The sequence below is a fragment of the Bacillus sp. NEAU-Y102 genome (genome assembly GCF_054788175.1).
In genome coordinates this window covers 299,423-320,037 of the sequence record NZ_JBTWFK010000001.1, presented here as the reverse complement: position 1 = coordinate 320,037, position 20,615 = coordinate 299,423, and the positions used below count along the sequence as shown (strand labels likewise).

The following is a 20,615-nucleotide window of genomic DNA, read 5'->3' as shown; positions in this document are numbered from 1 at the left end:
AAATGTTCTGGCCGATACTTTGAGAATTTCTTGTTCGGCTTTATAAAAAAGGAGGAAAATAAGATGTTAGAAATGTTCAAAAAGTTAATTGGTGATAAAAAAGAGTACAAAATGATGATGGCACGAGTTGAGGCTCTGCCAGAGGACTACCAATTTGTATTTAAGAAAATTCAAAACTACATGTGGAATTTCTCAGCGGGTAACGGGATGGATATGTTACACATACAGTATGAATTAATCGATTTGTTCGAAGCGGGTGCAGCGGAAGGAAGACAAGTGCTTGACATTACTGGGGATGACGTGGCTTCCTTTGCTGACGAACTAGTGGCAAACGCTAAAACTTACGTCTCCAAGTATCGTGAAGATTTGAATGAAAGTATTATGAAGAAATTGAGAAAAAAATAAATGGAATAAGTAATAACGACTGATTAGCTGGTTACACATATGAATTGCATCATAGCTATTCAGTTATATTTTTAACTCGGTACTAAGTAATACAGAATATCAGTGATACTAAATAGGTAGAGGTAAATAAATTATCTTCGCAAAACATTTTATAGGGAGGGAAAAAGTATGAGTAATGCAGCGATTTCTGTAAAAAGCTTGAAAAAATCCTTTAAAGACAAGGGAGTTTTAAAAGGGGTAGATTTTGAGGTGCAGCGTGGAGAAATTTTCGCGCTGCTAGGCTCAAATGGAGCGGGAAAGACGACAACGGTCAATATCCTTTCGACGCTAATGAAGCAAGATGATGGCGAAGTGAGTATTTGCGGTTTTGACGTCCAGCGACAACCAGATTATGTTCGTCAAAGCATCAGTTTGACAGGACAGTTCGCAGCTTTAGACGGCATGCTTACTGGAAGGGAAAACTTGATAATGATCGCTAAGTTACGTGGTGTTTCCAATCCCGCACAAGTTGCTGATAATCTACTTGCAAGATTTAGCCTGACTGATGCGGCCAACCAGAGGGCAGATCAGTATTCAGGAGGGATGAAGCGCCGGATTGATATCGCAATGAGTTTGATTGGGGCGCCAGCAGTTATTTTTCTCGACGAACCAACGACCGGACTTGATCCAGAAGCGCGGATCGAAGTGTGGGATACAGTAAAGGAACTTGCCGGTAGCGGTACAACTATTTTGCTTACGACTCAGTACTTGGAGGAAGCAGAACAACTGGCAGACCGTATCGCTATTTTGCATGGCGGAAAAATTATTACGACAGGTACTCTTGCTGAACTGAAAGAGATGTTCCCACCGGCAAAAGTGGAGTATATCGAAAAGCAACCGACATTGGAAGAAATATTCCTTGCGATTATTGGCAAAAAGGAGGAGATGTAAATGAAAAGTAAAACAGGTGTATTACTAGGTCGTTTAATGCGTAACATTATGCGCAGTCCGGATACAATTATTACAGTAGCAATTACACCGATTATGATGATGCTATTATTTGTTTACGTATTTGGCGGGGCTATAAAGACAGGAACGGATAACTACGTTAATTATTTATTGCCGGGAATTTTGCTAATGGCTATCGCATCCGGTGTAGCTTACACTTCCGTGCGACTATTTACGGATGTAAAGAGTGGGCTGATGGCACGTTTCATTACGATGCCTATTAAGCGCTCATCGATATTGTGGGCTCACGTTTTAACCTCTTTTGTTGCTAATGTACTTACTATCGTGGTGGTTATTCTTGTTGCGCTCTTAATGGGCTTTCGTTCTAGTGCAAATATGCTAGATTGGCTTGCGGTAGCGGGAATACTGGGGATGTTTACGTTAGCGCTCACATGGCTAGCTATCATTCCAGGGCTGAAAGCGAAGTCTATGGAAGGGGCGACAGCTTACTCGTACCCGCTAATTTTTCTTCCATTTATTAGTTCGGCCTTCGTACCTACTGAAACGATGCCTAAAATTGTTCGTGCGTTTGCAGAGAATCAGCCTGTAACTTCAATCGTGAATGCGATTCGTGCTCTTTTATATGAAGGAACTGTGGGTAACGATATTTGGATTGCACTCGCTTGGTGCGTAGGTATAATGGTCATCTCTTACTTTTTCGCCAGTAAAGCATTTAAACGTCAGTTAGGGTAAGAAACGAGATAAACGAAACCTTCAGGAATAATATATATTTAGAAAAGCACGGGAGATTTTCCGTGCTTTTATTATTTATCATGCTCTCATTGTAGTAAATGAAATGGTATTTAAAAATAGGATAATTATCCAGTGATAAAGCTTAATATTTGAGGCTCACTGCTTATGGAATGTATAAGCACACTCGTTTTTGTAAATCTGCTAATACTTCATCGGGTATTTCTTTGATTTTAATATCCTTCCCTAGAAAAAGCAGCCAATTTATTATTTCCATCACTTCATCGGGATTGTTAACATTGATAAAAGTTTTTAAAATGGCTGTGGATTGGTAAGGATTAGTATAAGATATTGAAATTTTTAAAGGATGGTATTTTTTGAACTGGGCAATTGCTGTCGGACCAAGTTCAAATACAAGGTTAATTGCTTCGTCCTTCTTACTTAGTTTTTCTAAAATCTTTTTCTTATTTAGCCTTTTGTTCGTCGTGTATGGTTCGATATTAATGAGATCATCGACAGGAAACATCATCTTCTTTTCTTCTTTTAAGTTAAACCCTTCAATGATCCAATGGCTTTTTTCTTGATAAAGGTGCAATAGATAAATTGGATAAGACTTGATTTCTTCATCTTCTTTCATAGTAATCAATAAATGGTTATCTAAAAGAAGGATTTGAATGAGTTTTTCTAACATAGGATGGGGGAGATCAGAAAGCTCAAGTAGATCGGGATTATAAGGATTAGTCCCTTGGAAAAGCAAGAGTTGATTTAAAAGAACGAGATCATCTTGCTGGGTTTCTGAGATGAGTCCTAGTAGTTTTTCGGCTAAAGATTGACGACTCTTTAGGTAGGGAAGTTGTTGATTCCTCGTAGCCATAAAGGCAATAAAAAGAGCTTTCACTTCATTATCAGTAAAGCGAACAACGGGCAGGATAGAGTTATGCATAACAAAATATCCACCAGTTCTTCCAACTTCAGCGACAAGTGGCATGCCCATAGCTTCAATTTCTCTTATGTCTCTAATAGCTGTCGATCGCGATATGTTAAATTCTCGTATGATTTCAGAAATTGTAAAGTGGGAGCGATTGTTGATATACCGCATAATTGTATTAATCCGTTCAACTTTTTTCATTAGAGTCTCCTAAACAGTATCATTTTTTGACATGATTTAAAGTTATTATAAACGTATCAGATGAAAAGATAAATCATTTGAATCATTTTAAAAGAAGGAAGGTTTTGAATATGAAAAATTATACGATTGAAGAAAAAGATAGCTTTATTGTGTTAGGTATTGGAACTGAAATTAAGAGTGACTATACAGACTTTGCTGGGATAAATAAAGAAAAGGAAGACTTTTGGTCGGCTGTTAAAGAAGATGGAAGGCTGGATACTTTAAAAGCTTTAGCTACAAACGAATACATTTTTTCTGTGAGTGAAGCGGTGAATAACAAGATGATGTATTATGCTGGTGTTATGACAGAGGCACAAATAGAAGAAGCATCTAGAGTAATCCAATTTCCGAAGGGAGAATACTTAGTAGTGAAAGGGGAAGATAAGACGGCTGAAGAGCTAAGTAATAAGCTGACTGGTATTGCCTTCGGTCAAGCTTTACCAGATGCAAAAGATTTTGCCTATGTTGGCGGGCCAAATACAACAGTTGAGATGGGACAAAGAAACGGCTTAGTATTTGGTGAAATGTGGATTCCGGTTGTTAGGAAGTAAAGTGATAAAAGGTACGAATATGGAAAGTAGAGGCTAACAATATTGAATTGTTGGCCTTTTTGATTTGAATATAATATTCATATACGACTACACAGTATGTTCTGATAAAATGGAATAAAAGGTAATTATTGTAAGGTGGTGGTGAGGTGAATAAAAAAAGGCTTTTTGAGCTATTCATAGTAGCGTTTGTGTTTCTATTCCTTCATGTAAGTACATTTACTAATGAAAGATTTAACGATAAATTGGGATCATTTACTTTCATTGTGCTCCTTCTTATGCTTTCTATTTACAGCGTATTTATAGAAAAGTATTTTGATGATATACAAAAGTGGATTCGAAATATTACATGTTGCTTTGCTTTATTCGTAGTGGTTTTAGTAGCTCTATGGATAGGTTATTTTTAGTCCTTACTTAAGAGAATGAGAAATATGTGATTACACTACATTCGATTCGATAATATGACTTAGCTGCATCGGTTTATATTAATCTTTTCTCTCCTCAATCATGATAAAATGTACAAAATGAGAATCCAATTTAATAGATATTATAAGAAAACCATCAATTTGATTATCCTTTTTCAAATTGATGGTTTTTATTTTTGAAATAAATATGTATTTTTTAAAAAAATATTTTTTGACCCCCATAAAACTATGTATTCCTCCGAATATGTATAGTGAAGAAAATAAATAGAAGAAAAATGACTATGAAAGAATATAGAAGCATTAATAAATTTACTAGATTAAGTGGGCATCCGAAATAAAAGGATGAAATTACCAATGATATAGAGAAGAGTTATTCAAGGATTGCAGATAAAATAGAAAAAGAATAAGCAAAACGAACGGTAGAAAATAAGAAAGTAGATAAAAATTAAAACTTAACTTTTGTGCCGAGAGAAAAGGAAAATCATTAAGAAAACGTTAGGAAAAGTTAGAATCGAAAAATATAACTAACAGCAAGAAGACAAGACCGAAGAAAAGTACCAAGAAAATCTGGTTAAATGGTCACTTGTGTAGTGGCCATTTTGCTATTTGAAGGAGGCTGGGAGATTACAAGTGTTGAGTTTAGTAATGAAGATCTTAAGAAAACCGAAAATAGAAGATATCGTATGTAACATACAAAACAACGAAGAAGACAAAGAAGCGTTTATCGTACAGTATCAGCCTTTTATTAGAAAATCAATCTCATCTGTCTGCCGCCGATATATTACAGAACAGGATGATGAATATAGCATTGGATTGTTTGCGTTTAACGAAGCAATTGAACAGTATTCATATACAAAAGGAAAATCCTTTTTAGCGTTTGCTGATCTTCTTATAAAAAGAGATGTAATTGACTATATACGTAAGGAGTCTAAACATAACTTTGTCTTTTTAAAAGAAGATGAGCAAGAGGAAATGTTAGAAATGCAAGTATCGCTTACGGAGTATATGAAAGAGATGGAAAATAGTAACCGTAAGGAGGAAATTCTTCATTTTCAAAGTGTGCTAGCTGAGTTTAAAATCACATTCTCAGAGCTTGCTAAAGAATCTCCTAAGCATCGTGATACACGTGAGCACTTAATAGAAATTGTAAAAATTATTATAAAAGAAGAGGAAATGATGGAAGAGCTGTTCCGAAAGAAAAAGTTACCGCTTAAACATATAGAACCACGTGTTAGGGTAAGTCGTAAAACGTTGGAACGACATAGAAAATACATTATTGCAATGTGTATTATTTTTGCAAACAACTATACATATATTCTGGATTACATAAGAGGGGAAAAGCATGATGAATAAAGGAATTGTGATGGATATAAAAAAGCATAGCGTAGTTGTTTTAACACCAAATGGAGAGTTTATTACGTGTAAAAGAAAAGGGGATTCTTGCATAATCGGGGAGGAAATCTTATTTGATGAGCAAGAACAAAAAGCATCGCATTTTTCGATCCCTTCCTTTTTAAAACCTGCATCAATACTTGTTGCTTGTTTTCTATTTGCAGTGCTGTTTTTCTACAACCAACCAGAAGAAAAAGTATTTGCTTACGTCTCAGTTGATATAAATCCAAGTTTAGAGGTGAGCGTAACAAAGGATTTTCGTGTTATAGATTTGCAGGCTTGTAATGATGATGGAAGGCGTATTTTAAAAGAATTGAAGCAATGGGAAAATAAACAATTGCAAGAAGTAATACGTAGGATTATAAAGCAAAGTCAAGAGGATAAGTATTTAACGAATGATAAGCAAGTTATGCTAACAGCTGTTGCAAAGGACAAGGCACTAGAACCACAGTTGGAAAAGGCGATGAAAGAATTAAAGAAAGAATATGAGCTAAAACATATTACAGTTGAATATCAAAGTAGCACAATGCAAGTACGAGAGAATGCTAGAAAAGCTGGAATTGGCACAGGTGTCTATATAAAGCAAGAGAGTGAGAAGAACAAATCGCTTACGCCTCCTGCCACGCCGTCTAATCCGGTGGAAAACGAAGAAGAGATACAATTGCAGCCGGAGTCATCTCCTGATGCATCACCGGATTTGTCTCCCGTACAAGAAAAAAAATATGAGAAGCCAGAGCATAAAGAACAAAAGAAAACAGAAGAACAGCCATCGAAGCAAATAAAAGAAAACAATGGAAGAGGATCCCAGCAAGAAAATAGAGGGAATCAACAGGAGAATAACAGTAGAGAATCTCAACAGGGAAATAATGGGGACCGACAAGGGAACAATGGAAGAGGATCTCAACAAGGAAATAATGGGAATCAGCAAGGGAACAACGGAAGAGGATCTCAACAAGGAAATAATGGGAATCAGCAAGGGAACAACGGAAGAGGATCCCAACAAGGAAATAATGGGAATCAGCAAGGGAACAACGGAAGAGGATCTCAACAAGGGGATAATGGAAATCAGCAAGGGAACAACGGAAGAGGATCTCAACAAGGAAATAATGGGAATCAGCAAGGAAACAATGGAAGAGGACCCCAGAAAGAAAATGGTGGAAACGAGCAAGGGAACAATGGTAGGGGGTCTCAACAAGAAAATAGAGGCCACCAGCAAGGGAATGAAAAGAAGAATCAATAGAATATGGAAGTGAGAGATTCATTTCAAAGCTAAAAGGATTTCTCTCGCTATTGTGGGCAGTAAAACTCCCATCTCAAAATTTGGCTTGGGCAAAGAAGTTAGGTGGGAGTTGGGCTGCTTGTAAATGAGGGCTGATTAAAGTTGCACTTTATTATTCTATAGTTCTATTAAGAAGGAGTATGTGAAAAATATAATGGAGAAAAACATTCAACAAGAGAAAGATAAAGAAAAACCTGTTTTTTATGATCCGAAAGGAAGGAGAAACATAGCCTTTATTTGGTTTCTATGTATCTCAATAGTTAGTGTAGGTGTTGTATTTTATTTTTTCTTTCAAAGTATTTTTTCAACACCAGAAATTCCAAACATGAATCCTACTGTAAAACAAGATACGAAACTTGTACCAATTAATCAAAAACTTAGTGAGGAGCAGTTAAAGAACGAAGAATTCAAGCCAAATACCGAAATGAAGGATAATAAAAATTTGGTGAATTCGACAAACGATAGTAAACAACCTAAAGAAGTGTATGGTTTTTATGTAAACTGGGATGAAAATAGTACCGCTTCTTTAAAAGAAAATATCGATTCATTAACCACGTTAGTACCAGAATGGTATCATTTAAAAGAAGATTTAACGATTAGAAGTGAGATAAAACCTGAGATAGTAAAACTAGCAAAGAAAAATCATGTGAAAATTATGCCGTTACTTACTAACTATACAGAAAAAGCTTCTGGCCCTGATAGTGAGCTTATCCATAAGTTACTGAATTCGCCGAATGATGTGAAGACGAAATTTATTAATGATTTAGTAAGCGAAGTTAAAAAGAATCAGTTTTCAGGTATTAATATTGACTTTGAGGCCGTACCTGAAAGTGATAGAGAAAACTTAACAAATTTCATGAAAGAAATTACTACGGTCTTTCATAAACATGATTTGCTCGTTACACAAGATGTTCCAGCTAATGATAAGGCTTTTGATTATGGTGCGTTAGCAAAAATAATAGATCGTATGATTGTAATGATGTACGATGAGCACTATGGAGCGGGGGAACCAGGACCAATTGCTTCAAATAAGTGGTTCCAACATACATTGAATGAACTGAATATTCCGTCTAATAAACTTATAGTTGCTTTCGGTAACTACGGATATGATTGGGAAATAAATAGTAAAAAACCTGCGAAGTCTTTAACTTTTTCAGAAGTTATGACAATGGCGAATGATTCCAATATGAAAATTCAATGGGATAACATGAGTGGAAATCCTTATTTTAGATATAAAACAGGAGAGAAAGAACATACTGCTTGGTTCTTAGACAGTGTTACTCTCTATAATCAAGTGAAAATCGCAATGGACAACAATGCAAAGGGGTTTGCGTTATGGAGATTAGGAGCAGAAGATCCTACAATATGGAAAGTTTTAAAAAATCCGATTGAGGTACAAAAAAATCCTGATGTATTACATAAAATCACTAGTTTAGATGAAGTGAATTATTCTGGACAAGGTGAAATTTTACAGATTGAGAATGAAAAGCAAAATGGATTGAGAGATTTTAAAGTAGGCAAAGATGGTTATCTTACAGATGAAGTATATCAATCTTTACCATCTGCATACGAAGTGCAACGATATGGAAAACCGAAAGGGAAACAAGTAGTATTAACATTTGATGATGGACCAGACCCGAAATATACGCCAGAAATTTTAGATATATTAAAAGAGAATAAAATAAAAGCTGCTTTTTTTGTCCTTGGTGAAAACGCACAACTAAATCCTAGTATTGTAAAAAGAATATACGATGAAGGGCATGAAATTGGCAATCATACTTTCAAGCATCCTAACGTAGCTGATACGTCTTTACTACGAACAAAAGTAGAACTTAATACGACGCAACGTCTGATCCAGGAAATAACTGGGCATTCTACAGTTTTGTTTAGGCCACCATACGAAGCGGATGCTAACCCGGATTCCTCAAATGAAATAGTGCCTATTTTACGGGCACAAAATATGAACTATACAATGGTAGCAGAAAAAGTGGATCCTGAGGACTGGGCAACACCATCAACTAATGAATTAGTAAAGCGTGCTCTTAATCCCGTTTATAAGGGAGAGGGAAATATTATTCTTCTCCATGATGCGGGAGGGAATCGTACCCATACGGTAGAGGCGTTGCCGATCATTATTAAAGAGCTTAAAAAGCATGGATATAGTTTTGTAACAATTTCAGATTTAATGAATAAAGAACGAGATGAAATTATGCCCCCAGTTTCTTCTGAGGGTGAGCAATATTTACTTTACAATAAAGCTGTCTTTTCAGGGGCGGGATACTTTAAACATATATTAACAACTATTTTTTATATTGCTATTGGATTAGGGATTTTTCGATTCTTATTCTTAATTTATTTTGCATGGAAGCAAAAAAGAAAAACGTTATCTCGCTCTATTAATTCGTCCTACCAACCTTTTGTTAGTGTTGTCATAGCAGCATATAATGAAGAAAAGGTGATAGCTAAGACAATTCGCTCAATTTTGGATAGTAAGTATGGAGAATTTGAAGTTATTGTTGTGGATGACGGATCGACAGATGGTACGTCAAAAGTAATGCAAGAAACATTTTATAAACACCCTAAAGTTCGTTTCATTCAGAAAGAAAACGGCGGGAAATCATCGGCAATGAACCTAGGGTTTCAACAATCTCGAGGAGAGATTATTGTCACTTTAGATGCGGATACTATTATTGCGCAAGACGCCATTTCTCTAATGATTAGACACTTTGAAGATCAGAATGTAGCAGCAGTTTCAGGTAATGTTAAAGTGGGGAATAGACGAAATTTGTTAACTACTTGGCAACATGTTGAGTATATTACAGGGTTTAATTTAGAACGTAGAGCTTTTGATGAGTTAAATTGTATTACAGTTGTTCCAGGAGCTATTGGGGCGTGGCGCAAGAAGAATGTAGTTGAATCTGGATATTTAAGCGAAGATACATTAGCAGAAGATACGGATCTTACTATTACATTTTTACGTCAAGGATATAAAATTGTATATGAAGAAAAGGCCTATGCTTTTACGGAATCACCTGAAGATGTGAAAAGTCTCATTAAACAGCGATATCGTTGGTCATATGGTACACTCCAATGTCTTTGGAAACATCGAAAAGCAGTGTTTCATACAAAACATAAAACGTTAGGATTTATTGCATTGCCTAACATGTGGTTATTCCAATATGTTCTGCAATTCATTGCTCCTTTTGCAGATATTTTAATGATTATGGGGCTGTTTGGTAGCAATCCGCTAAAAGTGTTAGGGTTTTATCTTGTATTCTTTTTATTAGACCTTTTTGCATCTCTGTTTGCATTTAAATTAGAGAAAGAGGACCCTAAACCGTTAGTGTGGTTAATTTTACAACGCTTTATTTATCGTCAATTTATGACTTATGTTGTCATTAAATCTATATTCTCATCTATTCGAGGCGTAGCGGTAGGATGGAATAAACTAAAGAGAATGGGGAGTGTTAAACATTCCACGGAACATAAGGAGGCATCATAAGAGAGCAGACTATCTGCTCTTTTTTTCATTGATTTTAGTTAGTTGAATGTAGAGTTGTAGCATAAAAACTGCTGCTTCTATAACGAGATTCCTATTCATCATTAATAGTGAGACATTATGTTAAGCTAATCTTTTAGTTTCGGATTAAAGTTTTTTTATATTTTTTTAAAATGACGGACACAAAAACGCATATACCTTCGAATTATATATATGGATAACATAAATATGTATATAAAAGGGGAGAAATAAGATGAAAGAAAAAAAAGAAATGTTTCAAGAAATCGCTGAGGTGTTAAAGGTATTGGCGCATCCAGTTCGTCTATCTTTAGTAAAAATAATGCTTGCAAAAGGTCCTACTAATGTAACAACAATGTATGGGGATTTGGAAATGCCTCAAAGTACAATTAGTCAACATTTATCTAAACTAAAAGCTGCTAAAATGGTTACAGGTACTCGGAAAGGATTAGAAATTTATTATGAGGTAACTGACAATCGCACAAAATCAATATTAGCATGTTTAGTTTAAATGCTGACTTCTAGACGTCAAAATTAAGAAGAGGATAGGAAAGCAATTCTATGGAGAGAATTTTTAAGGTTTTTACACAAGTGAAGATCTGAAGTAAAGTTCCTTAATAAATAAAATAGTTGTTTGAAAATATGGTATAAAATGGAATTTTTATACCATATTTTTTAATATCTGTAATAAAAGGAAGAATGTTTTGGTTTCAATTTATACGCTATCTTTATAAATTTTGATTACCTTAAACGTTTGACAAACTAGCAATAGGTCTGGAGTCAAAGTAAGTCCACACAGGCTTAATTCCTAAGTGGAAAGATCAACATGCTCAATATGCAAAAAAATATAACTTAAATCCTCTGCATCCTAGATTTTGCAAAATTACTTGTTACCTTATTTATTAAAAAAATCAATTAAGGAACTATTTAGTGAAAATAAATTGTTCAGTTAAAGGTGCATTTTATAGAATGTAAGGAAAGGTCTCAATTTCAGTAGACACGTGGATTCGCATACTGATAGAATAAGCGAAAATATAATAAAGGTGGAATGGATTTGAGAAAAAGGTTAGGATGCTTACATGCCCATTATTCAAATATAGAATATATAGAAAAGGCACTTACCTCATTTAACATTGAATTAATCCATTTTGTTGACCCGGCATTAATGTATCAGGTTACATCCAATGAAAAATTTCAAGAATCAGATGCTCAATTTAAAGTTAAAGAGCAAATAGAATGGATTGCTCAATGTAATGTTGATGCTATCCTTATTACTTGTACAAATTATATTGCAATTTTACATGAAGACCAAGACTCAATATCAGTGCCAATTATTAAAATTGATGTACCTTTCTTTGATTACATATGCAATATACAGCAACCTCAGACAATTGTTTTTACAAATCCTGCAACTGTTGAAGGCACAGTAGAACGTCTTAAACATCATGCTAATAGCCTTCAAAAATCTTTAGATTTAGAGGTTGTTGTCATAAATAGTGTTTTTGAATTGATAATGAAAGGACTAAAAAAAGAATACAACCAAGAAGTTACAAAGTTCTTAAATCAAATCATTAAAGATGAAAAGAAATTTATCTCTGTTGCTCAATTATCTATGGTTGATGCATCTAAGCAAGTTGAGTATAAAACATCTAAGACTATTATTACTCCATTGAATACATTGGTATCTTACATTGTTAATAAATTAAAATTAGAGAAGAAAAATTAGTGGTAGAAGACAGAGGATTTGGAATTATGTATGGCTTTCTATCAATTTTCCTCGGGTTAGGTACTGTTATCTTACATAATGTTTGGACACTTAATTGGCAGGGACTCATTACACTTATTGCATGGCTCGCACTATTAAAAGGGATTTATGTAATTGCATATCCTGAACCATCCAAGAAAACCGATTTTGAAGTAAGAGTACTATCTACTCGTATAGTGCTTGCTATCCTTGGTGCTTTATCTTTATGGATGCTTTTCATACTTTATATGAAATAGAGACAAATATTTTTGATCATGGGAGTATATAGGTGAGGAGTTTTGGGTAGTCCTTTGGAACGGGATTTTATAGTTAACTGTAAATATAGTGTTTCTTCCCTTGTAGATATGTTTTTATAAATAGTGAGATGGGCAAAACGAAAAGAGTCCTAAATAAATAGGATTCTTTTCGTTTTATAAAAGTGAACTTATTTTGTATCACTAATACAATGGATGATTATTTTTCCGGACTATTCGCAGTTATCTATCTTGGTATACTCAATGGTGGCTATGTGACCATCCGGTCGAATCAAAACGGTATCTATATTTTTTAACTTGGAATCTTGTATTTCTCCTATTATCACCTTTATGTGTGAATCAATATTTATTTTATTTATCTTATCTATATAAGTAGGGTGTATTAATAAAATAAATTTACCATCCTGCATTAATTCAAAGAGTTTATAACTTTTCTTATTTAGAGAAGAAATAGTGAGGTTTGTACATCTTTTTCCTATCAATGGATGCCTTTCTGTATCGTGCATCGACGAATACATTATCCCTAAGCCACTTACTCTTTCAGATAAATCTTGATTTATCTCGGGGTATGTAAGTAGGTACGAAAATAAATCCCTCAATTCCATTCCTGCGTTTGAAAAGTTTATCATTAATTGTTCTTGCGCTTGTACTTCCTTGAAAAATTGTTTTCCCACAGCATGTCTTTCAATATGATAACTTTCTAATAGGCTTTCATATTTTTTTTGTTTTATTGCGAGTCCTAATTTCCAGCCTATATTAAAAGCATCTTGTAGACCTACATTCAAACCTTGTCCTCCAGCAGGGAAATGAATATGTGCTGCATCCCCTGCTAAGAATACACGCTTATGTTGATAAGTATTTGCTAGTTTGGTTGCATTGCCAAAACGAGAAAGCCATATTGTGCTCTTAATTTGAAGATGTTCACCTGTAATACTATAAATACTATCTATAAACTCTTTTTCTGTAACAGCAACATGAACAGGTATTGTCTGATTCTTAGGATCAACAATTGCAAAACGAAATACATCAGTTGTAATAGGTACCATCATTAATATCCCATTTATATTAGAAGTAGATAAAAATGGAGTATCTGGTATATCTTCTAAAATAACATCACCTAATATAGCAGTAGTTGTTGTGTTTGTTCCATTAAACGGTATATTTGATAACTCACGAACTATACTTCTTGCTCCATCAGCTCCTATTACATATGGAACTTCTATTTTATATATTGTTTCTCTTTGTTCTATTTCTAGTTTTACAAATGTTTCATATTGTTTTAAGTCTTTCACAGTATGCCCGCGTTTAATGACTACACCTAATTCTAATGCACGTTCTTCTAATATTCCTTCTGTAATAGATTGGGGAATAAAAAGTGTATACGGAAAATCAGTATTTAAATTTTTAAAGTTTAATCTTGTATCTAAGGCAGCAAAATGACTTGTATTTAATTTCTTTCCTCTAGCTAAAAATCGATCTGCAATACCTCTCATAGCCATCAATTCTAAGGAGCGGGGGTGTAGTGTGAGTGCTCTAGAATTTCGTACCCGGTCTAATCTTCTCTCTAAAACAACAACTTTTACGTCTTGGATAGCTAATTCACATGCTGCCATAAGTCCAACTGGACCACCACCAACTACCGCTACATCATAATAATTGTCCATATCATGCCCTCCATTTATTTAATTGTTTAAGAGCTAATGTGAAAAATTGTAAATAGATTTATAAATGTTATCTATTGTACATATATAATTATACTTCATTTTGGTTTCCGAGGAAACTAAAATGAAGTTCCTAGGAGAAGTTTACTTAGTAAGTGTGTAGTTAAAGCTATATAGCGTGTCTGCAGCTTCTTCTGCTTGTACTATTTTTGCTAAAAATGCTACTACTGTAGTTCCATATGGGAGTTGTAAAGGTCTTTCTGCTATTCGTAGTTTTAATGAAGTAGTAGTGGTTGTAACTCGACTTCAAATAATTCGCTTTCAATTTCATTAAGTGCATACATTGATACAGGATGTGGAGAGGTATTAGATAAGACTTGTGATGAAAGGAGTTCTCCTGATGAGGAGTAAAATGTAACAAACACTTGTGAAAATGGAGGGACCATAATGATTACACGGTCAGTTTTTTGTAACGTATTAACCAACTCCAAAATAATATAGTTTTATAAAAATCAAAAAACAATAGATAAATATAAAGATATTATTATGGGTACTTTTCCAATAGTGAATTAAGCAAATTAATAAACTCTTTATTTTATTGTAAATAGTTTAAGAGCACACAAATATGCGTGCTCTTAGAATAGAAAGGTAGTTTTCTATGAGTAGGGAGTCCCCATACAATAAAATATGCTTGTCCAATTTAAATGTGAGAAGTTTTTTATAAAAATTCTATTTGGTAAGTCTATGTGAAAAATCACCTTGTACAGGAACTCTTTGCAAAGTATTTTGTCTGCAGTCATGATTATTAAAGTTGATGAGAGCTGTTATCCGAATAATAAAACCACATCTCAAATTGTTGACTATATGTCTAACAACTAGGATGCGGTTCAATGAATAAAAAGTGTCCGAATAAAATATAAGGTAAAAAGTATAGGATACTTTTGTTATAAAGAGTATTTGTAGATGAATGTTATTGTTTTTTACTTTTGAAAGATTTGGGCTTCTAAATTACGAGTTGTTGGAGTACCTCTAATATAAAATTTCAGTAGAAATATTGAACTACTAATATGAATGTAGAAGATTTAATAAAGACGGTAATGTTCTTTTAGTCATGTAATCTTTTCATTTGATGATCTTTTCCCCATTCACATAGTTCATCCATAATTTGCATTAAAGATTTCCCGTATTCGCTTATTGTGTACTCAACCTTTGGTGGTACTTCTTGATATACAGTACGATGGATAATCCTATCAGCTTCAAGTTGGCGAAGTTGTTGAGTTAGAACTTTTTGCGTAATGTTTGGGATTTCTCGTCGGATTTCGTTTGTTCGCATTTTTCCATCCATCAACACACATAAAATATGAACTTTCCATTTTCCGCCGATTACATCGAGTGTCGTTGCAATTGGGCAGTCTTCATTTTGATTCATATAACACCTCCACAGGTACTTTAAGGTTCCTATAGCACTTTAAAGTACGTACTTTTCAATTATATGTGACTCATTCATACTAATACGTAAAGGGTTGAATAATTTATAAAGGGGATGAAAAATGATGAAAACACTTGTAATTGTAGCACATCCTGATATTGAAAAATCAAAAATTAATAAAAGATGGATTGAAGAACTTGAGAAATATTCGGATGAAATTACGGTGCATGAATTGTATAAAGTGGCACCGAATTGGGAGTTTAATGTGGAAGAGGAACAAAAGCTGTTAGTAGAACATGACCGATATATATTTCAATTTCCTCTCTACTGGTACAGCTCACCACCTTTATTGAAAAAATGGTTCGATGATGTATTAACATATGGGTTTGCATACGGATCACAAGGAGATAAAGTGAAGGGAAAAGAATTTGGTGTAGCTATTTCTATAGGTGGATTAGAAAAAGACTATGAAAATAGTGGGATTACAATGGATGAGTTGACGAAACCATTCCAAGCTACATGCTTATATACAGGTATGGAATTTATACCTTCCTTTTATTTATATGGTGCAGAATATAAACTAAGTGATGAAGAGATTGATAAAAGTGCACCTGAATATGTGCAATATGTGATGAACAAGAAGTATTCTAATATATAATGAAAAATAGCCATTTACTTGTGAAGTAAATGGCTATTTTATATTCTTCTTATATTCACTAAGTGTAATCTTTAGTAAATTAATAGTTAATCTGGTAAAATAAAAAACCTAACATATATAAAGGGGAGTTTTACTTGAGAACGATGCAAAAATTATTACAAAAAAGAGCAATGCAATCACCAAATTTGGAAGCGCTTGTAGGCGGAGAGAAAAGGTATTCGTTTCAGCAGTATAATGAACGAGTAAATCAGCTTGCACATTATTTGTTACATAATGGTGTGCAAAGAGGAGACCGTATAGGAATACTATGCAAAAATAATCACCCGTTTCCAAGCGTTATGATGGCAAGTTTAAAAATTGGAGCGGTATGTATTCCGCTAAATCATCAGCTTACTGCTTATGAATTAGAAACGATTGTAAAAGAAGCGAAATTAAAAGTATTAGTTATTGATGAAGAATTTAGTGAAGTATTATTAAAGATTGATGCTGTTAAAGAAATCCCTTATGTAATTCAAACGACAAAAGAAGGCTTTGGTTCATTTGAATTAGAGTTGCAAAAACAGCCAACGTCAGAAACGAACGTAGAAGTTCATGAAGAAGACGATGCCATTTACTTATTTACTTCAGGAACGACTGGACAGGCGAAAGCATGTGTAATTGGACATAAAAACTTGCATCATTATTTTGCTGAAATTGCGGGCCAAAGAGAAATCCCAGCAGGTGAACGTTTTTTATCCGTGCATCCATTGTTCCATATGAGTGGCGTGCTTTCTATTTTAAATTGTATTTATCATGGCGTTACGATGATTTTCTTAGCTGATTCGAATCCTGCTATTATTTGGGATAAGATTGAAGAAGAGAAAATTACTACGATGCTTGCGTTCCCAGCTGTTTATAGTTACATGCTTGATGAGCTAAATAAAAAAGAACGTAACATTTCAACCTTTAAAGTAGCACAAAGCGGTGGTACAAAAGTGCCAGAAACACTCATTCAAAAATATATGGAAAAAGGAATATATATGGTGCAAGGCTATGGCAGTACAGAAGGTTGGGTTGTAACCTCATGGCATCCAATGATGGGAAAAGAAAAGATGTCTTCTGTAGGAAAAACACTGAAACATGTAGAGGTGAAAATTGTTCATCCAGAAACAGGTGATGAACTAACAACAAATGAAGTCGGAGAGATTCATGTAAGAAGTCCATACATGTTTAAAGGATATTGGAATAATGAAAAGGCGACAAAGAAGGTAGTGAAAGATAATTGGTTTAACATGGGTGATGCTGGCATGATAGATGACGACGGATTCCTACATATTATGGGAAGATATAAAGATGTTATCATACGCGGTGGTGACAATGTATATCCAGATCAAGTAGAAGATGTTATTCATGAACTACATGGTGTTTTAGAAGTTGCAGTAGTTGGAGTTCCAGATGACTTTTGGGGAGAAGTTCCAAGAGCTTACATTGTGAAGGATGGCGAAACAACATTAACAGAAGAAAGTATTACTCAGTATTGTAAGGAGAAATTAGCCAGTTACAAAATACCAGAAGTGGTATTCATAGAAGAATTACCGAAAAATGCTTTAGGAAAAGTGTTGAAGAGGGAATTACGAGATGTAGTTCTTATGAAATAGAAAATTATGAAACGATGGAGAACCCAGTTATGTATAAAGCATGACTGGGTTTTTATGTATCAAAAACATAATAATTTACTAGATTTTGTATTTTGTGTAAGATAATAAAGAATATTCAATTAATAATTCGAGGGATGAAATTAAATGAAGCTATCGTTATTAGAAGTAGAGACGGATAGACTCATTATCCGTCCATTTCAAAAAGATGATTACGAAAGTTGGTTAGATGGATTTAATAAGAGACTGCCATCGCAGTATAAATATGACGATGGCTATCAAGTTCTGGTATCATCAACAAAAGCATGGTTCACGGAATGGATAAGAGGTTTTGATGAAGTAGCACATAGAGATGAGATGTATGTATTAGGCATTTTTCGTAAAGAAGACGGAGCTAATATTGGAAAGCTAGAGCTGATAAAAATTTTACGAATGGATTACCAATGGGCGATGATGGGGTATTCCATACATAATCAATACTGGAAAAATGGATATGGCATAGAAAGCGTGAAAGCTGCGTTATCGTTATTTTATAATAGTCTTCATTTTCATAGAATTGAATTACATATACATGTTGATAATGAGCCATCCGTTCGTCTTGCGGAACAATCAGGTTTTTCTTTTGAATGCGAGAGAGAGGCGTTTTCTTTAGAGAATGGTAAGTGGATGGATTTTCTTATTTATTATAAAAATAAAGAAATGAACAAATAAGGAGAAAAGAAAATGAAGACTATAAACGTATTTCATTACGACGCATTTACGAATAAACCAAATAAGGGAAATCCAGCAGGTATTGTATTAGAAGCAGATGGATTAACGGAAGAGAAAATGCAAATTATTGCTGAAAAAGTTGGATATAACGAAACAACTTTTGTTCTTTCTTCAGAAGTAGGAGATATAAGAATGCGTTATTTTACACCTGGTTTTGAAATGGATTTATGTGGTCATGGGACAGTAGGGACGATATATGCCTTGCGCGAAAAAGGTTTATTAGAAGAGAAAAGTAACCTTACGATTGAAACGAAGGCTCGGATTTTACCGATACAAATAGGTGTAAATAAAAATGGAGAAACCTTTATTAAAATGAGACAGGCAGCACCTCAGTTTAAAGAATTTACAGGTTCAAAAGAAAAATTAGCTCATAGTATTGGTTTAGAAATAAATGATTTAGATGTAAGTTTACCGATTGTATATGGAAGTACTGGTAATTGGACTGTAATTGTACCGATTAAAAATCTTAATGCATGCGAGAGAATGAAACCTAATAATGCTGCATTTCCATCAGTATTAAAAGAAATACCTAATGCTTCTATTCACCCAATTTGTCTAGAAACTTATGATGAACTAGCACAAATGCACGGCCGTCATTTTTCATCAGCTTACGCTGGGACGATTGAAGATCCAGTGACAGGAACAGCTTCAGGTGTAATGGGAGCGTATTATGCGGAGTATTTAGAGAAAGATTTTGAACATGAATTGGATTTAATCGTTGAGTAAGGACAGGAAATAAATAAAGATGGTCGTGTAACTGTTTATGTAACGAAAGAGATAGAAAACGAGAAGTTACAAATAGATATTGCTGGAACAGCGGTGTATGTGAAAGAGTTTGAAGTTTCAATATAAAGTGAAACTTTAATCAGTGGGGGTTTTACTGCCCGGTGAATAGCAAGATAAAAAAGAAAGCCCGGAATACATCCGGACTTTCATTATCTGTTCAATACTTCAATGTACGAAGCATTTCCGGTTGTTCTTAAAGCGGAGCGGAAATTATTATTTTCTAACGCCACAGCAACTTGTTGTAACTGCTGTGCATCATCATGATGGATAAGTAAGCTGTCAGCACCGCTTTCTTCTATATGAATGTGTTCGACATTTCCGATAGCATCATGTACAGCTTTTAAAAATTCAGGTTTCATGGTGTCCTCCTATATGTATGTAACGTTGTTATTTAGTATTTCCTTATTTTTGAAATATAAAAGTAAATGAAAGGAGAAATAAAATGAATATAACGCAGTTTAACGAACAGATAACATCATTATTTGAAGAGCATCTTCACAAATATGGCGATGATGAATATGGTTTTACTCATATAAGTAAAGATGAATTTCACAAAATCGGTTACACAACAAATCTGACATTAGAGACGATTGAAGAAGCGTATAAAAATGGAGTCGATATGATAGTTACACATCATGCGCCGTGGAGTTTTTTATTTGGTATGGAAAAGGCTTGTATTGAGAAATTGAAGCAATATGAAATGAATCATTTTTGGATTCATTTGCCGTTAGATTTTGTAAAGTTTGGCACGTGTACGTCGTTATTTAACGGAATTGGGATAGATACAATACTAGAATATTCCACGTATGAGGAAGAAGAACTACCGGGAATAGGAGAATATAAAGAAGCGATTCCTTTTTCAAACTTAGTTGGAAAACTGGAAGAAAAAATGGAAGAGAAAGTGAAGAGCTGGAGAAATCATGATAAACCAGTAAAATGGATTGCGATTTTAACCGGTGCAGGAAACAATACAAATTTAATTGAACGTGCATTAGAAAAAGGATGTGACACGTACATAACAGGTGAAAAAACATTATATACAGTGCAACATGCGAAATTTAAAGGGATTAATTTAATTGTAGGCAGTCATACTTTTACAGAAGTGTTTGGTGTAGAAAGTTTGGCTCATAAATTACAAGACAGAGACCCGGCAATAGAAATTATTAGAGTATATGAAGAGCATTTAGAGTGATGAAATCACATCACATTACCATAAATGGAATGAACTATATGATGGAATATTGAA

General features: G+C 34.2%; 18 protein-coding genes and 2 pseudogenes. 16 read left to right on the top strand and 4 right to left on the bottom strand.

Annotated elements, in window-relative coordinates; all coding sequences use genetic code 11:
- The first annotated feature begins 63 nt into the window (after positions 1 to 63).
- The 3 genes from ACYFX0_RS01590 (at position 64) to ACYFX0_RS01580 (ending at position 2,085) form a co-directional block, all read left to right on the top strand.
- Positions 64 to 405: a DUF1048 domain-containing protein gene (locus tag ACYFX0_RS01590; protein ID WP_000891986.1), complete on the top strand. Its 342-nt coding sequence runs from the start codon at positions 64 to 66 to the stop codon at positions 403 to 405.
- 168 nt (positions 406 to 573) lie between these two features.
- Complete coding sequence (locus ACYFX0_RS01585; RefSeq protein WP_000063331.1) at positions 574 to 1,335, top strand: ABC transporter ATP-binding protein; 762 nt, start codon at positions 574 to 576, stop codon at positions 1,333 to 1,335.
- Positions 1,336 to 2,085 carry an ABC transporter permease gene (locus ACYFX0_RS01580; RefSeq protein ID WP_460269727.1) on the top strand — a complete coding sequence of 250 codons (750 nt, stop codon included), beginning with the start codon at positions 1,336 to 1,338 and terminating at the stop codon, positions 2,083 to 2,085.
- A gap of 163 nt (positions 2,086 to 2,248) precedes the next feature.
- On the opposite strand, the gene ACYFX0_RS01575 is transcribed toward ACYFX0_RS01580, so the two are convergent.
- Positions 2,249 to 3,211, bottom strand: coding sequence for a helix-turn-helix transcriptional regulator (locus tag ACYFX0_RS01575; protein WP_074789798.1), 963 nt, complete (start codon positions 3,209 to 3,211; stop codon positions 2,249 to 2,251).
- 110 nt (positions 3,212 to 3,321) lie between these two features.
- Here ACYFX0_RS01575 and ACYFX0_RS01570 point away from each other — a divergent pair, with 110 nt between their 5' ends.
- The 8 genes and pseudogenes from ACYFX0_RS01570 to ACYFX0_RS01535 all read left to right on the top strand — a co-directional run.
- Positions 3,322 to 3,801, top strand: a complete 480-nt coding sequence (locus ACYFX0_RS01570) for a GyrI-like domain-containing protein (protein WP_000801027.1) — start codon at positions 3,322 to 3,324, stop codon at positions 3,799 to 3,801.
- 146 nt (positions 3,802 to 3,947) lie between these two features.
- The gene (locus ACYFX0_RS01565) at positions 3,948 to 4,205 is read left to right on the top strand and encodes a DUF3963 domain-containing protein (RefSeq protein ID WP_001036202.1); all 258 of its coding nucleotides are present in this window, start codon (positions 3,948 to 3,950) and stop codon (positions 4,203 to 4,205) included.
- A 648-nt stretch (positions 4,206 to 4,853) separates the two neighbouring features.
- The gene (gene sigI / locus ACYFX0_RS01560) at positions 4,854 to 5,576 is read left to right on the top strand and encodes an RNA polymerase sigma factor SigI (protein ID WP_002082432.1); all 723 of its coding nucleotides are present in this window, start codon (positions 4,854 to 4,856) and stop codon (positions 5,574 to 5,576) included.
- Positions 5,566 to 6,855, top strand: a complete 1,290-nt coding sequence (locus ACYFX0_RS01555) for an anti-sigma-I factor RsgI family protein (RefSeq protein ID WP_086397778.1) — start codon at positions 5,566 to 5,568, stop codon at positions 6,853 to 6,855. The genes sigI and ACYFX0_RS01555 overlap by 11 nt, the downstream gene beginning before the upstream one ends.
- Positions 6,856 to 7,048: 193 nt before the next feature.
- Positions 7,049 to 10,396, top strand: coding sequence for a glycosyltransferase (locus tag ACYFX0_RS01550; protein ID WP_460270073.1), 3,348 nt, complete (start codon positions 7,049 to 7,051; stop codon positions 10,394 to 10,396).
- 250 nt (positions 10,397 to 10,646) lie between these two features.
- The gene (locus ACYFX0_RS01545) at positions 10,647 to 10,922 is read left to right on the top strand and encodes an ArsR/SmtB family transcription factor (RefSeq protein WP_000660065.1); all 276 of its coding nucleotides are present in this window, start codon (positions 10,647 to 10,649) and stop codon (positions 10,920 to 10,922) included.
- Positions 10,923 to 11,459: 537 nt separating this feature from the next.
- Positions 11,460 to 12,137: a hypothetical protein gene (locus tag ACYFX0_RS01540; RefSeq protein ID WP_003279185.1), complete on the top strand. Its 678-nt coding sequence runs from the start codon at positions 11,460 to 11,462 to the stop codon at positions 12,135 to 12,137.
- A pseudogene (locus ACYFX0_RS01535) lies at positions 12,128 to 12,412 on the top strand (hypothetical protein); the annotation flags it as partial. The gene ACYFX0_RS01540 and the pseudogene ACYFX0_RS01535, both read left to right, overlap by 10 nt.
- 230 nt (positions 12,413 to 12,642) lie before the next feature.
- Here the strand turns inward: ACYFX0_RS01535 and ACYFX0_RS01530 are convergent.
- Both ACYFX0_RS01530 and ACYFX0_RS01525 read right to left on the bottom strand, forming a co-directional pair.
- On the bottom strand, positions 12,643 to 14,094 hold the full coding sequence (locus ACYFX0_RS01530) for an FAD-dependent monooxygenase (protein WP_000371162.1): 1,452 nt from the start codon (positions 14,092 to 14,094) through the stop codon (positions 12,643 to 12,645).
- Positions 14,095 to 15,196: 1,102 nt separating this feature from the next.
- Positions 15,197 to 15,520 carry a winged helix-turn-helix transcriptional regulator gene (locus ACYFX0_RS01525; RefSeq protein ID WP_001072997.1) on the bottom strand — a complete coding sequence of 108 codons (324 nt, stop codon included), beginning with the start codon at positions 15,518 to 15,520 and terminating at the stop codon, positions 15,197 to 15,199.
- A gap of 124 nt (positions 15,521 to 15,644) precedes the next feature.
- On the opposite strand from ACYFX0_RS01525, the gene ACYFX0_RS01520 reads away from it, so the two are divergent.
- The 4 genes and pseudogenes from ACYFX0_RS01520 to ACYFX0_RS01505 all read left to right on the top strand — a co-directional run bounded on the left by ACYFX0_RS01520 (position 15,645) and on the right by ACYFX0_RS01505 (position 19,435).
- Positions 15,645 to 16,178, top strand: a complete 534-nt coding sequence (locus ACYFX0_RS01520; RefSeq protein ID WP_002082441.1) for an NAD(P)H-dependent oxidoreductase — start codon at positions 15,645 to 15,647, stop codon at positions 16,176 to 16,178.
- A gap of 134 nt (positions 16,179 to 16,312) precedes the next feature.
- Complete coding sequence (locus ACYFX0_RS01515) at positions 16,313 to 17,815, top strand: class I adenylate-forming enzyme family protein (RefSeq protein WP_016077429.1); 1,503 nt, start codon at positions 16,313 to 16,315, stop codon at positions 17,813 to 17,815.
- Positions 17,816 to 17,959: 144 nt separating this feature from the next.
- Positions 17,960 to 18,523, top strand: coding sequence for a GNAT family N-acetyltransferase (locus ACYFX0_RS01510; protein WP_460269723.1), 564 nt, complete (start codon positions 17,960 to 17,962; stop codon positions 18,521 to 18,523).
- A gap of 12 nt (positions 18,524 to 18,535) precedes the next feature.
- Positions 18,536 to 19,435: pseudogene (locus ACYFX0_RS01505) on the top strand (PhzF family phenazine biosynthesis isomerase).
- 83 nt (positions 19,436 to 19,518) lie between these two features.
- Here the strand turns inward: ACYFX0_RS01505 and ACYFX0_RS01500 are convergent.
- Complete coding sequence (locus ACYFX0_RS01500; RefSeq protein WP_000801655.1) at positions 19,519 to 19,728, bottom strand: hypothetical protein; 210 nt, start codon at positions 19,726 to 19,728, stop codon at positions 19,519 to 19,521.
- An 83-nt stretch (positions 19,729 to 19,811) separates the two neighbouring features.
- Between ACYFX0_RS01500 and ACYFX0_RS01495 the strand changes: the two genes are divergently transcribed.
- Positions 19,812 to 20,561, top strand: a complete 750-nt coding sequence (locus tag ACYFX0_RS01495) for a Nif3-like dinuclear metal center hexameric protein (protein ID WP_199664331.1) — start codon at positions 19,812 to 19,814, stop codon at positions 20,559 to 20,561.
- Positions 20,562 to 20,615 lie beyond the last annotated feature (54 nt).